Origin of the sequence: Cellulomonas sp. URHE0023, from assembly GCF_000688475.1 — a bacterium.
In the GTDB taxonomy this organism is placed as follows: domain Bacteria; phylum Actinomycetota; class Actinomycetes; order Actinomycetales; family Cellulomonadaceae; genus Cellulomonas.
Window position 1 is genome coordinate 1475319 of record NZ_JIAN01000005.1, and the last position, 14425, is coordinate 1489743.

Consider the following 14425-nt stretch of genomic DNA (forward strand, 5'->3'; position numbering starts at 1 on the left):
CCGCGTCTCGCGGGATGTTCCGCAGTTCCTCTCACATTCACGAAGCCGCGGACGATCCGGAAGGGCGACACGCATCGACGCAGCTTCGCGCCGCGTGAGCGTGTCTGAGCTTCCCAGCGGGAACCCCCGCGCCCTCGCAGCCTCCACAGCAGGAGCACCACCACGATGAAGAACCGCACCTCAGGCATCGGCCGTCGCCTCGGCATCTCCTTCGCCGCCGTCGCCCTCACGGGTCTGGTCTCCGGCGCCGTCGGCCTGGCGTCCGTGGTGGAGCAGCGTGGGTTGAGCGCGGACATCACCGTCGCGCAGGAGGTGCTCCGGAGCGCCGAGACCGCCCGCTACCAGATCGCCGACCTCACGGGGTGGCAGGGGCTCGTCTTCGCCGACGCGAAGGTGTACGGCGCCGACGTGGCACTGGCCGCCGACGCGTACAACAAGTCGGGGATGACCGAGGCCAAGGACGGCGTCTACACGTGGCTCGAGGCGGTCGACACGACCGGGATGACCGCTGCCGAGAAGTCGGCCTGGGACGGGCTCCAGCCTGCGTGGGACAGCTTCTTCCAGTGGGACGAGCAGGTCGACGCCTGGCTGCGGGAAGGTGACGCCGGGGCGCTCAAGGCGATCGAGTCGATCAACGGTGGCGACGCCGGCGCGGCCTACAGCGAGATCTTCGGCATCGCCGACACGGTGACCGAGTCGGCCCAGAAGCGCGTCGACGCACTGAACGACAAGCAGCAGGGCGCCCAGTCGCGCACCACCGCGCTCCTCGTGGTGATCAGCCTGGTCGGTGCAGTCCTCGCACTCATCTTCGCGGTCGTGGCCACGCGCTCTGTCGTTCGCCCGCTGCGCAAGATCCAGGACGTCTCCGAGGCGATCGCGAACCGCGACCTCACCCACACGACCAACCTGACCGGCAAGGACGAGACCGGGATGGCCGGTGCTGCGGTCGACGCGGCCGTCAGCAGCATGCGCTCGCTGGTCGCGACGGCGGCCCAGTCGGCCGGCTCCGTGGCCGCGTCGGCCGAGGGTCTGAGCTCGGCGAACGCCGAGGTCGCCTCCGGTTCAGGTACCGCTTCGGAGCAGGCCGGCGCAGTCGCCGCCGCTGCCGGCGAGGTGTCCCGCAACGTGCAGGCCGTCGCTGCCGGCGCCGAGCAGATGGGCGCCTCGATCCGCGAGATCGCCCAGAACGCCACCAGGGCGGTCAAGGTCGCCGAGGAGGCGACCGCCGTGGCCGCGAGCACGAACGAGACCGTGGCCCGTCTGGGTGCGTCCTCGCAGGAGATCGGCAACGTCGTCAAGACCATCACGATGATCGCGGAGCAGACGAACCTGCTCGCGCTCAACGCCACGATCGAGGCGGCGCGTGCGGGCGAGGCCGGCAAGGGGTTCGCGGTCGTCGCGAGCGAGGTCAAGGACCTGGCCCAGGAGACCGCCAAGGCGACCGGTGACATCGCGCAGCGGGTCGAGGCCATCCAGGCGGACACCGCGGGTGCTGTCGAGGCCATCGGCCGGATCGGCGAGATCATCGCGTCCATCAACAGCTACCAGCTCACGATCGCGTCGGCCGTCGAGGAGCAGACCGCGACGACCAACGAGATGACCCGCGGTGTCACAGAAGCGGCGACCGGCGTGACCGACATCGCCGCGAAGGTCACCGCCGTGGCGACGACCTCCGAAGGCTCTGCCGACGTGCTCGAGCGCATGCAGGGCTCGACGCTGGAGCTGGCTCGCATGGCGGCCGAGCTGCGTGCCGAGATCGACCTGTACACGCACTGACGGCTCCGCGAGGACAGGCCCGTAGCATCGGCACGTGCCCCCCAGATCACCGCTGCCGGCGCGGCACGGCCTGAGTGCGGCATGGCTGCGGACCCCTGATCGCGACCGCTCGCGCGTCCAGGAGTGGGCGACGATGGGGGACTGGCTCCGCGACAGGCTGCCTGAGCACGTCGACGTGGCGCAGATGCTGGCGGCGCAGCGTTTCGTCGGCGAGGGCGGCCGGGTGGTGAGGGCGGAGGATCCGTACGCGCCGCATGTCTTCGTGTGGTTCCACCGTGACCTGCGTGACGAGCCCGAGGTCACCGCACCGATCCACGTGGTGCACCGCGACGACCGCCTCGTCGTCGTCGACAAGCCGCCCTTCCTGTCGTCCATCCCCCGTGGCCGGCACGTGATGCAGAGCGTCGTCGTCCGCCTGCGTGCGGAGCTGGGTCTGCCGGAGCTGTCCCCGTTGCACCGCCTGGACCGGGTCACGTCCGGCCTGCTGATGCTCGCGACGGAGGCCCGGTGGCGCGGGCCGTACCAGACGCTGTTCGAGCACCGCAGGGTGCGCAAGACGTACTGGGCCCTGGCGCCGCTGCGTGAGGACCTTGCCCTGCCGGTCGTCGTCCGCAACCACATCCGCAAGGAGCGTGGCTCCTGGCAGGCGGACGTGGTGCCGGGAGCCCCGGTCAACGCCGAGACCCGCGTCGAGCTCGAGTCCGTGCGCGACGGTCGCGGCGTCTACCGCCTGACCCCGCTCACCGGCCAGACGCACCAGCTCCGCGTCCACCTGTGCGGCCTCGGCATCCCGATCGTCGACGACCCGCTGTACCCCGACGTCCTGGACGTCGATGTCGACGACTTCAGCAGCCCGCTGCAGCTGCTCGCCGGGGAGATCGCGTTCACCGATCCCGTGGACGGCGTCGCGCGACTGTTCAGTAGCGTCCGGCGCCTCCCGCTGACCGCGGGCGGCTGACGTGCCGTGGCGCCACGCCCTGCGCGATCAGTGGACAGCCTGGGCCTGCTTCGCGACGACGAGCCGGTTGATCGCGTAGAGCACCACCCCGACGGCCAGCAGGATCCCTGCGCGCACGTACACGTCGGCCTCCCGCCCGGTGAGCGGTGACGCCAGCACCAGCGACACGACGGCCCCGAGCACGGGAGCCCAGGTCGGCGCGCGGAACGGTGTGCCGGTGTCGCCCTCGACGGGTTCGTCGTCGGGCTCCTTGCGCAGGACGAGCACCGCGACGTTCACCACCGCGAACACGAGCAGCAGCAGGAGCACGGTCGTGTCCGCGAGGCCTGCGAGGTCGCCGGTCGACGCGAGGGTCAGGGCGATCACCACGGTGAACGCGATCGCGACGTACGGGGTCTGACGTCGCCCGACCTTGCCGAGCACACCCGGCACGATGCCTTCGTTCGACATCCCGTAGACGAGCCGCGACGCCATGATCATGTTGATCAGCGCGGTGTTGGTCACGGCGAGCAGCGCGATCACCGCGAACAGCCCGGGCGGGAACGTCAGTCCGGCTACCTTGACCACCTCGAGCAGCGGGCCGGTGGAGTCGGCGAGGGTCTCGGTGTCGACGAGCATCGAGGTGGTGAACGCGACGCCCAGGTAGATCAGGCCGGCCACCGTCAGGCCACCGAACAGCGCCCGTGGGAAGTCGCGCCGCGGCTGCGTGGTCTCCTCCGCGAGGTTGACCGAGTCCTCGAACCCCAGCAGCGCGTAGAAGGCGAGCGCCGTGGCGCCGAGCACGGCGATCCACGGTGTGCCTTCGGTCTCGAGCTCCAGCGCACGGCCGGGGTCGCCGTCGCCGCTGACCAGCGCCCAGACGCCGATGGCCAGGATGACCAGCAGCCCGGTCGCCTCGATGATCGTCAGGACGACGTTGACCCGCACGGACTCCGAGATGCCGACGAGGTTGACGGCTGTGATGGCGAGCAGGAAGAACCAGGCGGCGGCGATCGTCGGAACGGTGACGAACTCCGCCAGGTAGTCGCCGCCGAACGCGCGTGCGGCGGCGGCCGCGCTCGTGATGCCGGACATCATCACGGCGAACGCGACGATGAAGGTGACGAAGGGCCGCTTGAACGCCCGGTTGGCGTAGAGAGCGGCGCCGGCCGCGAGGGGGAACCGCCCGACCAGCTCGGCGTACGCCGTCGCGGTGAGGGCGGCCAGGACGAACGCGCACAGGAACGGCAGCCAGATGGCCCCGCCCACCTCGGCGGCGACCTTCCCGGTGAGCGCGTAGATCCCCGCCCCGAGGATGTCGCCGATCACGAAGAGCAGCAGGACCTTGCGGCCGATCGAGCGCTTGAGGGTGGGCTCTTGCGTCTGCGTCATGGTCGCCTCCGGCACCAAGTCTGGCGACGGCCCACGTCCAGCGCGCGTCGAACGGCTCGGTCTTGGGGGGCGTGGCGCGCCGCGGAGGGCTGCCGGTGCGCGATATACAACGTTGTAGCCTTCGGGAGTGTCGATCACCCTGCACGACGTGGCCAAGCTCGCCGGGGTCTCCATCAAGACCGTCTCCAACGTCATCAACGACTATCCGCACATCCGGCCGGCGACGCGCACGCGGGTGCTGGAAGCGATCGACACGCTCGGCTACCGCCCGAACCTGCAGGCGCGCGGTCTGCGTTCAGGGCGCACCGGCGCCATCAGCCTGATCATCCCGGACCTGCGCAACGCCTACTTCGCCGAGCTGGCCGACGCCGTCATGACGTCCGCGCACGAACGCGGCCTGTACGTGCTCATCGAGCAGATGGGCAGCGGCGACAAGGCGTCCGAGCTCGCCGTGCTGCTCGGTCCCCGCATGCAGATGGTCGACGGCATCCTCTACAGCGTCCTGGAGCTCGGGCAGGAGGATGCGCACCTGCTCGACATCCCCACGCCGCTCGTCCTGCTCGGCGACCGCATCTTCGACGGCCCGACGGACCACGTCACCATGCAGAACGCGGCCGGCTCGCGGATCGCGACCGAGCACCTGCTGAGCCTGGGCCGGCGGAACATCGTGGCCCTGGGTGCCCACGAGAACGAGGTGATCGGTTCGGCCGGCCTTCGTCTGTCGGGCTACCGCGAGGCCCTCGACGCCGCGGGAGTGCCGTTCCGTCCGGAGCTCGTGGTGAACGTCGGCACGTGGCACCGCCTCGACGGTGCGCAGGCCATGCGCGCTCTGCTGGCGTCCGGGGTGCCGTTCGACGGCGTGGTCGCCTTCAACGACGCTCTGGCGCTGGGTGCCATGCGCGTCGTCCAGGAGGCCGGGCTCAGCGTGCCGCGCGACGTCGCGTTCATCGGTTTCGACGACATCGACGAGACGCGGTACTCGCTGCCGACACTCACGACCATCGATCCCCGGCAGGCAGAGATCGCCGACGTGGCCGTCGGCTGGCTCCTCGAGCGCATCGCGGCCGGACCTGCGGGTATCGCGCCTCGGGAGCACCTGACCACGCCGCGGCTGGTCCAGCGGGAGTCGACCCTGCCGTAGTCGGTCGCCGACGACCACGGTCCCTCGACGGGTGGTCACGAAACGGCCGTCATTGCCGGCCCGCGCTTGACAGCACGCGGTCGCCTCAGCAGGATGGCGTTTACAACGATTCCCTACAACGTTGTAATCGGATTAATGAGGATTCGATGGGCCGCCGCGGGAGCTCGATCACTCCCGCCGCGCGCGTTGTCTCCGCTCGTCCCGGCCGCGCAGCACCTGCCCGGCACGGCAGCTCACTCGTAAGCCCCCGGCGCGACCGCCGGCCGACCCAGCGAAGGGTAACCACCACCGTGAAGAGCCGAACCCCCAAGACCAAGGCAGTCATGGCGACGGTGAGCGCCGGTGCTCTCCTCGTCATGCTTGCCGCCTGCAGCGCCGACGGCAGCACCTCGACCGGCACCGAGAGCGCCGACGGCGGCGCAGACTCAGCCAGCGGCGACTGCAGCAACGAGATCGTGTACCCGGACGCCCCGCAGGTCTCCGTCTGGGCGTGGTACCCCAACATCAACACGGTCGTCGACATGTACAACAAGGAGCACAAGGACGTGCAGGTCTGCTGGTCCAACGCGGGCCAGGGCGGCGACGAGTACGCCAAGTTCTCCACGTCGATCGCCGCAGGCTCGGGTGCGCCCGACGTGATCATGCTGGAGGCCGAGGTGCTGCCCGGCTTCGAGCTGCAGAACGCGCTGGTCGACCTGTCCGAGCACGGTGCAGACGAGGTCAAGGGCAACTTCAGCGCCGGCGCCTGGAAGGACGTGTCGAGCGGCGACTCGGTCTACGCGATCCCCGTCGACGGTGGCCCGATGGCCATGATCTACCGGTCGGACATCTTCGCGAAGTACGGCATCGAGATCCCGACCACGTGGGACGACTACGCGGCAGCGGCGCAGAAGCTCAAGGACGCCGGCGGCCCCTTCATGGGCGACTTCGGCAGCAACGTGCCGGCGTGGTTCACGGCCCTGATGACCCAGAACGGCCAGGTGGCCTGGGACTACGACTCGGCCGACCCCCAGTCGATCGGCGTCGACCTGAACGACGAGGGCAGCAAGAAGGTCGCCGACTACTGGCAGGACCTGATCAAGAAGGGTCTAGTCGACACGCAGGACCAGTTCACCACCGACTACGTCGGCGGCCTGGCCAACGGCTCGTACGCGACGTACGTGTCCGCTGCCTGGGCGCCCGGCTACCTCACCGGCGCCGGCGGCGCCGCGACGGGTGACGGCGCCGAGTGGCAGGTAGCACCGCTGCCCCAGTGGGACGCCTCGGACCCGGTCTCCGTGAACTGGGGTGGTTCGACCTTCGCCGTGACCACCCAGGCCAAGGACGCCGACCTTGCGGCCACCGTGGCCAAGACGCTCTACGCCTCGGACGAGGCGCTCAAGGACGGCGTCGACACCCAGACGATCTTCCCGCTGAACCAGAAGGTGCTCACCAGCGAGGCGTTCGCCACCACACCGGTCGCCTTCTTCAACGGTCAGCAGGCCAACGGTGAGGTCTACATCCCGGCCGAGAACGCCTACCCGGGCTACACCTACAGCCCGTTCACCACGTACTACTACTCGGAGCTGACCAAGTCGATGCTCACCATCATCGACGGCAGCACGACGGGCTCGAAGGCACTCGACCAGCTGCAGGAGACCATGACCGACTACGCCAAGGCGCAGGGCTTCAAGGTCAAGTAGCGGTCACCCGTCGCCAGGCTCCGGCAGCCGACCCGTTGCCGGAGCCTGGTGAAGGGCACCACCCGTTCGTCCGCACAACCTGGAGACTCATGACTACTCCCGCTGCCGCGGTGCCCTCGACGGCGAGGCCGCACGGGCACGACCACGCACCCGCGGCGTCCGCCGCAGGTGGGCCGCACCGCCGCAAGCCGATGCGGCGCGGCTGGGTCGGCTGGCTCTTCATCGCACCGTTCGGTGTCGTCTTCACCGTCTTCCTCATCGCCCCGCTGGTCTACGCGTTCTACCTGAGCCTGTTCTCCAAGGGCCTGGCCACGGGGACGACGTTCAGCGGCCTGAGCAACTACGTCAAGGCGTTCAAGGACCCGGAGTTCCTCGGCGGGGTGGGATTCGTCATCCGTTTCGCCGTGGTGCTCATCCCGCTCCAGATGGCCGTCTCGCTGGCGGCCGCTCTCGTGCTTGATGCGCTCACCACCCGGCTGTCGAAGTTCGCACGGCTGTCCATCTTCATCCCGTACGCCATTCCCGCCGTGATCGGCACGATCATGTGGGGCTTCCTCTACAGCCCGATCTTCGGACCGCTCAAGACCCTGTTCGCCACCTTCAACCAGTCCGCTCCCGCGATCCTGAGCGCGGACAACATCTTCGGCGGGCTGCTCAACATCGTCGTCTGGCAGTGGGCCGGCTACTACATGATCATCATCTACGCGGCACTGCGGGGGATCGACCCGAGCATCTACGAGGCGGCCACCATCGACGGCGCCAACTCGCGCCAGATCGCCTTCCGCATCAAGGTCCCGATGATCGCGAGCGCCATGGTGCTCATCCTGGTCTTCGCCCTGATCGGCACCCTGCAGTTCTTCACGGAGCCGCAGGTGCTCAAACCGATCGCGAACGGTGCCATCACCTCGAGCTTCACGCCCAACATCTACGCCTACAACCTGGCGTTCCAGTTCGGCCAGTTCAACTACGCGTCGACCATCTCGTTCGCGCTCGGCATCGTCGTGTTCATCGCGGTGTACATCTTCCTGTTCAGCACCCGCAAGAGCCGCGGAGGGTTCGAGAAATGACCGCACAACCGATCACCTCGAGCCCCGTGCGGACGACGTCGCCGCGACGGACCCTCGCACAGCCGGCACGGCGACGGAACGTCACGGGCCACGTCTTCCTCGTCGTCCTGATCCTGTACTTCCTGCTCCCTCTGTGGTGGCTGTTCGTGGCCAGCACGAAGAGCGCCCAGGGACTGTTCACGGGTACGGGCGGTCCCCTCTGGTTCGATCAGAGCTGGAACCTGTGGGACAACCTGCGCGAGCTGTTCACCTACAAGGGCGGCCTCTACCTGAAGTGGCTCAGCAACTCCCTGCTCTACTCGGTCGTCGGCGGCATCGGAGCCACCGTGCTCGCCGTGCTGGCCGGGTACGGCTTCGCGAAGTACCGGTTCAGGGGCCGTGACTTCTCCTTCGCGATCCTGCTCGGCTCGGTCATGGTTCCGCTCACCGCGCTCGTCATCCCGACGTTCATGCTCATGTCGCAGCTGCACCTGACCAACACCATCTGGGCCGTCATCCTGCCGTCGCTGCTCAGCCCGTTCGGCGTCTACCTGATGCGCGTGTACGCCGCGGACGCGGTCCCGGACGAGCTGCTGGACGCCGCCCGCGTCGACGGGTCCGGGGAGCTCCGCACGTTCCTCACCGTCGCCCTGCCGCTGATGCGCCCGGCGGTGGTGACCGTGCTGCTGCTCTCGGTCGTCGGCACCTGGAACAACTACTTCCTGCCGCTGGCCATGCTGACCAACCAGAACCTCTACCCGATCACCGTCGGGCTCGGCGGGTGGCAGGCGCTCGCCGCGTCGAACAACGGTGGCGGCGCGAACCTCTACACGCTGATCATCGTCGGTTCCCTGGTCTCGATCATCCCGCTCATCATCGCGTTCCTCTGCCTGCAGAAGTACTGGCAGGGCGGCCTGTCGCTCGGTGCCCTCAAGTAGCCCACGCGCACCTCCAGCCGACGACGCGGCACCTCAGCCCGCCCAGCCCTTCCAAGGAGCATCGCAATGCTTACCGCACGCCTCACCATCGACCCCCACTTCACGGTCGGCACCGTCAACCGCCGCCTGTTCGGCTCCTTCGTCGAGCACCTCGGTCGGTGCGTGTACGACGGCATCTACGAGCCCGGGCACGAGACGGCCGACGACGAGGGCTTCCGGGGCGACGTCATCGAGCTGGTCAAGGAGCTCGGCGTCTCGGCCATCCGCTACCCGGGCGGCAACTTCGTCTCCGGCTTCCGGTGGGAGGACAGCGTCGGCCCGGTCGCCGAGCGCCCCCGACGGCTGGACCTGGCCTGGCACTCCACCGAGACCAACGAGGTGGGGCTGCACGAGTTCTCCAGCTGGCTGCGCAAGGTCGACAGCGAGCTGATGCTGGCGATCAACCTCGGCACCCGGGGCACGCTCGAGGCCCTCGACATCCTCGAGTACTGCAACATCACCTCGGGTACGGCCCTCAGCGACCAGCGGATCGCCAACGGCGCGACGGACCCGTTCGGGGTCGCGATGTGGTGCCTCGGCAACGAGATGGACGGACCGTGGCAGCTCGGGCACCGATCGGCCGAGGACTACGGCAAGATCGCCTCGCGCACGGCGAAGGCCATGCGACAGGTCGACCCGTCGCTCGAGCTCGTCGTCTGCGGCTCGTCCAGCGCGCACATGCCGACGTTCGGCGAGTGGGAGCGCGTCGTGCTCACGCACACCTACGAGGACGTCGACTACATCTCCTGCCACGCCTACTACGAGGAGAAGGACGGCGACCTCGCCAGCTTCCTGGCCTCGGCCGTGGACATGGACCGCTTCATCGAGAGCGTCGTCGCCACAGCCGACCACGTGAAGGCGGTGCTCGGGAGCGACAAGACGATCAACATCTCGTTCGACGAGTGGAACGTCTGGTACATCGAGCGCTACCACGGTGTCGACAAGATCGAGGGTCTCGACAACTGGCCCGTCGCTCCGCGCCTGCTCGAGGACGCCTACTCGGTGGCGGACGCCGTCGTCTTCGGCAGCCTCCTGATCTCCTTGCTGAAGCACGCCGACCGGGTCACGAGCGCCTCCCTGGCTCAGCTCGTGAACGTGATCGCGCCGATCATGACCGAGCCCGGCGGGCCCGCGTGGCGGCAGACCACGTTCTTCCCCTTCGCCGTGACCTCGAGGCTAGCGACGGGCAGGGCGCTCGAGGTCAAGCTCGAGACGCCGACCTATGCGACGACCGTCTACGGCGAGGTGCCCGTCGTCGACGCGGTCGCCACGTCCGACCCGGAGACCGGGCTCACCAGCGTGTTCCTGGTCAACCGCAGCCAGACCGACGAGGTCACGGTGACCATCAGCGTCCCCGCCCTCGGCGACGTCGCCGTGCGCGAGGCGCACACGCTCGCCGATGCCGACAGCACGGCTTCGAACACGCTGGCCGACCGTGAGCGGGTCGGTCTGGTCAAGAACACGTCCGTCTCGGTCGTGGGCGACGAGGTCACGGTGGTCCTGCCGCCGATCTCCTGGACCGCGATCTCGCTCGGCTGAGAGGGGCGTCGACGGTCAGGAGCCGTCGCGCCCGGACCGTCCGGTGGCCGCCGCCGTCAGGGGGACGGCGGCCGCTTCGCCCAGGGTCGACTCCCGGCCGACGATCTCGAAGTCCGCGATGACCCGGACGAACGGGCGGTCGGGCTCGGAGTCCTCGATGCGGGACAGCAGCAGGTCCACGGCCGTCGTGGCGATCTGCTCACGCCCGGGTGACACCGTGGACAGCGTCGGCGACGAGTAGCCGGTCTCCTCGATGTTGTCGAAGCCGATGACCGCGATGGACGCGGGCACGTCGATCCGGCGGGCGTGGAGCACGTGCAGGGCGCCGAGGGCCAGTGCGTCGTTCAGCCCGAAGACCGCGTCGATCTCGACGCCCGACTCGAGCAGGCGGTGCATCGCCTCTGCACCCGTGGCGCGGTGCCACAGACCTGCCTCACCGACGAGCGCAGGGTCGAACGGCACGCCGGCATCGTCCAGCGCGAGCCGGTAGCCCTGCACGCGCAGGGCGGCCGAGCCCATCGTCTCGCCCTCGTGGGCGCCGATGACGGCGATGCGACGGCGCCCCAGGTCCAGCAGGTGCTGCGTCGCGGCACGAGCCGCCTCGACGTTGTTCATGGTCACGTGGTCGGCGGGGCCGCCGAAGATGCGCTCGCCCAGCAGCACCATCGGGAAGTCCACCGCCAAGGCTGCGGAGTCGGCCGGCCCGAGGGCCAACGGCGAGAAGACGAGGCCGTCGGTGAGGTGCCGGCGCTGCCCGGTCAGCACGTCGAGCTCGCGCTCGCGCACCGCCCCGGTCTGCTCGATGAGCACGGTGAGCCCTCGGCTCTCGGCCGCGCGGATCACCGAGTCCGCGAGCTCCGCGAAGTACGGCAGCGACAGCTCGGGCACCGCGAGGCCGATGATGCCGGTCCGGCCGGTGCGCAGGGTCCGGGCGGACATGTTGACCTGGTACCCGAGGTCTGCGATCGCGGCCTCGACCCGCTGCCTCGTCTCGGCGCGGATGTGCTGGTACCCGTTGACCACGTTGGAGACCGTCTTGATCGAGACGCCGGCGCGCGCCGCGACGTCGTGCATGGTCACAGCGCCGCCGCGCTTGGCCGTACTCATCGCAGGCTCCTCGTCCGGGGTGGGTCGTCCAGGTGTCGGTGTTCGAGGGCAAGGGTCGCAGACGTCGGGCCGTCACGGCTGCTCCCGGACCAGGGCCCCACGTCGTCGCATCACCTCGCCCACCGTCGCGCGCCGAGGGGGTTCGGTGCCTAGGCTCGAGGTCGTCGACCGAATGCCAGGAGGATCGCCATGAAGAGGTTCGTGTTCATCGTCGGCGTCGCCGTCGGGTATCTCTTCGGCACTGCGTCGGGGCGCCGGTTGCTCGAGAGGCTGCGCGTCTGGGGTGCCGACGTCTGGGCCGACCCGCGCGTCCAGGAGTACGTGCAGGAGTACGAGGCCCAGGCCACCGCGTTCGCGAAGCAGCAGGGCACCGCGTTGTGGGAGAAGGCCGTCGACGCAGCGAAGAGCGCCACGACGGGGTCCACGGGGACGTACGACGCGGGCACGCTGGTCGAGCCCGTGCTGGACGCCGACGACGCGAACCCCGGGACGGCTGACATTCGCTGACCGGCACGCTGCGGGGCCGTTGACATGTGACTAATTGGTCACCTAACGTGGTCGGTATGGACGAGGACCGCGACGACCAGGTGTTCAAGGCACTGGCCGACGTCACCCGCCGCCACCTCCTGGACCAGCTCTTCGCGCGTGACGGCCGCACGCTCACGGAGCTCGTCGAGGGCCTCGACATGACCCGCTTCGGGGTCATGAAGCACCTGTCGGTGCTCGAGGAGGCGGGCCTCGTCGTCACCCGACGATCGGGGCGGGAGAAGCTGCACTTCCTCAACGCCGTCCCGATCCAGCTGATCCACGAGCGGTGGATCGACAAGTACGACCTCCTGGGGGCGGAGCGTCTGCACGCCCTCACCGACCTCAAGCTGGCACTGGAGACGACCATGGGCACCAACACCGAGACGGCCACCGTCCTCGTGAACCGCATCTGGATCAAGGCCGACGCCGCGACCGTCTGGCGCGCGATCACGTCGCCCGAGTGGAACGCCCGCTACGGGTACGGGTCGCCGTCGCACTACGACCTCGTTCCCGGCGGGTCGTTCCGGACCTTCCCGTCCGCCGAGATGGGCATGCCGCTCGACCAGCCGATCATCGACGGCGAGGTGGTCGAGGTGGTCGAGAACGAGCGCCTCGTGCAGACCTGGCGCACGCTCTGGGACGAGGAGGCTCGCGCGGAGGGGTTCCAGCGGCTGACCTACGAGCTGGAGGTCCGCGGCGACAACCTCACGCAGCTGACCCTGACGCACGACGTCACCGGTGCGCCCCGCAGTGCGGCGCTGCTCTCGGGGGACATGCCGCAGTTCGGTGGCGGCTGGCCGCAGATCCTCTCCGACCTGAAGACGCTCCTGGAGACGGGTGCGACGCTCGGGAGCTGAACCGTCCGCAGCGTCCGCGGTCGTGGGGCTTCGGCCCTGCGACCGCGGCCGCGCTTCAGCGCGGGACTCCAGCGCTGAGGGCCGCCTGATCGGTGGGTGGGACACCGACCGATCGGCTTGGGGCATCCCGACCGGAGGCACCTAAGATCCCGCGGTGCCTTCGCTCGCCATGGACCTGACCCCGCTGCGCGTCAGCCCTGCGTTCCGACGGCTCTGGCTGGGACTGACGATCTCGAACCTGGGCGCACAGCTCACCGTGGTCGCGGTCGGGCTCGAGGTCTACCACCTCACGGGGTCGACGGGGTCGGTCGGCCTGCTCGGGCTGTTCGCGCTCGTGCCGCTGGTGATCTTCGGGCTGTACGGCGGCGCGATCCTGGACCACTACGACCGCCGAACGGTCGCACTCGTGTCCGCGTTCGTCACGTGGTCGGTCACGCTGCTGCTCGCCGCGCAGGCGTGGGCGGGTGTCGAGCAGGTGTGGCTCTTGTTCGTGCTGGTGGCGATCCAGTCAGGGGCCTTCGCGGTCAACGCACCCGCGCGCTCGGCGATCATCCCGCGGCTGCTCGACGCCAGGCTGATGCCGGCCGCGAACGCGCTGCAGACGCTTGGCAACAGCATCTCGTTCACCGTCGGACCCCTGCTGGGGGCGGTGCTCGTCGCAACCTCCTCCTTCGCGAGCGCGTATGCCGTCGACGCCGCCCTGTTCACGGCCGCGCTGGTCGCGGTGTTCCGGCTGCCAGCGCAGCCGCCGCTGACGGCCGGTAGGGGCCGGGTCGGCATCAGCTCGGTGGTCGACGGGCTGCGCTACCTCGGCACCCAGAAGAACGTGCGGATGACGTTCGCCGTGGACCTGGTCGCGATGCTGACCTCGTCTCCGCGCGTGCTGTTCCCCGCGGTCGGGCTGGTCTACCTCGGTGGGGGCGCGACGACCACCGGGGTCATGACCGCCGCGGCGGCCGCCGGCGTGATGCTCGCGGCGCTGCTGTCCGGGCCGATCACGCGCATCCGCTGGCAGGGCCGGATCATCAGCGTGGCCATCGTGATCTGGGGTCTGGCCATCGCGGGCTTCGGCGTCGTGCTGGTGGCCAGCGGCGGGACCCACCCGTCGCATGTCCTGTGGCTCGCGACCGCACTCGCCGTCCTCACGCTCGTCGTCGCGGGCGGCGCCGACGCCATCAGCGCGGTGTTCCGTCAGACGATCCTGCAGACCGCCACGCCCGACGACATGCGGGGCCGGCTGCAGGGCGTGTTCATCGTGGTCGTCGCGGGCGGTCCGCGCCTCGGTGAGGCGATGCTCGGGGGCGCGGCCGCGCACATCGGGGAGGGGTGGGCCGCGGTGATCGGGGGGTCGCTGTGCGTCCTGCTCCTGATCCTGCTGGTCCGCTCGCAACGCTCGTTCTGGGACTACGACGCTCTCCACCCGGTCCCGTGAGCCGGATCTCG

At 69.4% G+C, this 14425-nt stretch carries 12 protein-coding genes; 10 read left to right on the top strand and 2 right to left on the bottom strand.

Going from position 1 to position 14425, the window contains the following annotated elements:
- Nucleotides 1-165: 165 nt before the first annotated feature.
- On the top strand, nucleotides 166-1776 hold the full coding sequence (locus N553_RS0107620) for a methyl-accepting chemotaxis protein (RefSeq protein ID WP_028046031.1): 1611 nt from the start codon (nucleotides 166-168) through the stop codon (nucleotides 1774-1776).
- A gap of 34 nt (nucleotides 1777-1810) precedes the next feature.
- The gene (locus tag N553_RS0107625; RefSeq protein WP_028046032.1) at nucleotides 1811-2734 is read left to right on the top strand and encodes a pseudouridine synthase; all 924 of its coding nucleotides are present in this window, start codon (nucleotides 1811-1813) and stop codon (nucleotides 2732-2734) included.
- Nucleotides 2735-2761: 27 nt separating this feature from the next.
- On the opposite strand, the gene N553_RS0107630 is transcribed toward N553_RS0107625, so the two are convergent.
- Nucleotides 2762-4105: an APC family permease gene (locus N553_RS0107630; protein WP_051640026.1), complete on the bottom strand. Its 1344-nt coding sequence runs from the start codon at nucleotides 4103-4105 to the stop codon at nucleotides 2762-2764.
- A 127-nt stretch (nucleotides 4106-4232) separates the two neighbouring features.
- Here N553_RS0107630 and N553_RS0107635 point away from each other — a divergent pair, with 127 nt between their 5' ends.
- The 5 genes from N553_RS0107635 (at nucleotide 4233) to N553_RS0107655 (ending at nucleotide 10490) form a co-directional block, all read left to right on the top strand.
- Nucleotides 4233-5246: a LacI family DNA-binding transcriptional regulator gene (locus N553_RS0107635; RefSeq protein ID WP_028046034.1), complete on the top strand. Its 1014-nt coding sequence runs from the start codon at nucleotides 4233-4235 to the stop codon at nucleotides 5244-5246.
- A gap of 290 nt (nucleotides 5247-5536) precedes the next feature.
- A complete protein-coding gene (locus tag N553_RS0107640) occupies nucleotides 5537-6928 on the top strand; it encodes an ABC transporter substrate-binding protein (protein ID WP_231505187.1) in 1392 nt (463 codons plus the stop codon).
- Between the two features lie 89 nt (nucleotides 6929-7017).
- On the top strand, nucleotides 7018-7995 hold the full coding sequence (locus N553_RS21650) for a carbohydrate ABC transporter permease (RefSeq protein ID WP_081844413.1): 978 nt from the start codon (nucleotides 7018-7020) through the stop codon (nucleotides 7993-7995).
- The gene (locus N553_RS0107650; RefSeq protein WP_081844414.1) at nucleotides 7992-8912 is read left to right on the top strand and encodes a carbohydrate ABC transporter permease; all 921 of its coding nucleotides are present in this window, start codon (nucleotides 7992-7994) and stop codon (nucleotides 8910-8912) included. Before N553_RS21650 ends, N553_RS0107650 begins: the two co-directional genes overlap by 4 nt.
- 66 nt (nucleotides 8913-8978) lie before the next feature.
- Complete coding sequence (locus tag N553_RS0107655) at nucleotides 8979-10490, top strand: alpha-N-arabinofuranosidase (RefSeq protein WP_028046037.1); 1512 nt, start codon at nucleotides 8979-8981, stop codon at nucleotides 10488-10490.
- A gap of 15 nt (nucleotides 10491-10505) precedes the next feature.
- Here the strand turns inward: N553_RS0107655 and N553_RS21655 are convergent, their stop codons facing one another.
- Nucleotides 10506-11597, bottom strand: coding sequence for a LacI family DNA-binding transcriptional regulator (locus N553_RS21655; RefSeq protein WP_231505188.1), 1092 nt, complete (start codon nucleotides 11595-11597; stop codon nucleotides 10506-10508).
- A 189-nt stretch (nucleotides 11598-11786) separates the two neighbouring features.
- Between N553_RS21655 and N553_RS0107665 the strand changes: the two genes are divergently transcribed.
- The 3 genes from N553_RS0107665 to N553_RS0107675 all read left to right on the top strand — a co-directional run bounded on the left by N553_RS0107665 (nucleotide 11787) and on the right by N553_RS0107675 (nucleotide 14414).
- Nucleotides 11787-12104 carry a hypothetical protein gene (locus tag N553_RS0107665; protein ID WP_028046038.1) on the top strand — a complete coding sequence of 106 codons (318 nt, stop codon included), beginning with the start codon at nucleotides 11787-11789 and terminating at the stop codon, nucleotides 12102-12104.
- A 56-nt stretch (nucleotides 12105-12160) separates the two neighbouring features.
- Nucleotides 12161-12982 (top strand): SRPBCC domain-containing protein, encoded by an 822-nt coding sequence (locus N553_RS0107670; protein WP_034620847.1) that lies wholly within the window; start codon nucleotides 12161-12163, stop codon nucleotides 12980-12982.
- Nucleotides 12983-13136: 154 nt separating this feature from the next.
- Entirely contained in the window at nucleotides 13137-14414 is a 1278-nt protein-coding gene (locus N553_RS0107675; RefSeq protein WP_028046040.1) for an MFS transporter, read from the top strand.
- Nucleotides 14415-14425: the final 11 nt, after the last annotated feature.

Coding starts and splice junctions, on each gene's coding strand:
- N553_RS0107620 (WP_028046031.1), top strand. CDS start 166: ATGAAGAACCGCACCTCAGGCATCGGCCGTCGCCTCGGCATCTCCTTC.
- N553_RS0107630 (WP_051640026.1), bottom strand. CDS start 4,105: ATGACGCAGACGCAAGAGCCCACCCTCAAGCGCTCGATCGGCCGCAAG.
- N553_RS21650 (WP_081844413.1), top strand. CDS start 7,018: ATGACTACTCCCGCTGCCGCGGTGCCCTCGACGGCGAGGCCGCACGGG.
- N553_RS0107650 (WP_081844414.1), top strand. CDS start 7,992: ATGACCGCACAACCGATCACCTCGAGCCCCGTGCGGACGACGTCGCCG.
- N553_RS0107655 (WP_028046037.1), top strand. CDS start 8,979: ATGCTTACCGCACGCCTCACCATCGACCCCCACTTCACGGTCGGCACC.
- N553_RS21655 (WP_231505188.1), bottom strand. CDS start 11,597: ATGAGTACGGCCAAGCGCGGCGGCGCTGTGACCATGCACGACGTCGCG.
- N553_RS0107665 (WP_028046038.1), top strand. CDS start 11,787: ATGAAGAGGTTCGTGTTCATCGTCGGCGTCGCCGTCGGGTATCTCTTC.
- N553_RS0107670 (WP_034620847.1), top strand. CDS start 12,161: ATGGACGAGGACCGCGACGACCAGGTGTTCAAGGCACTGGCCGACGTC.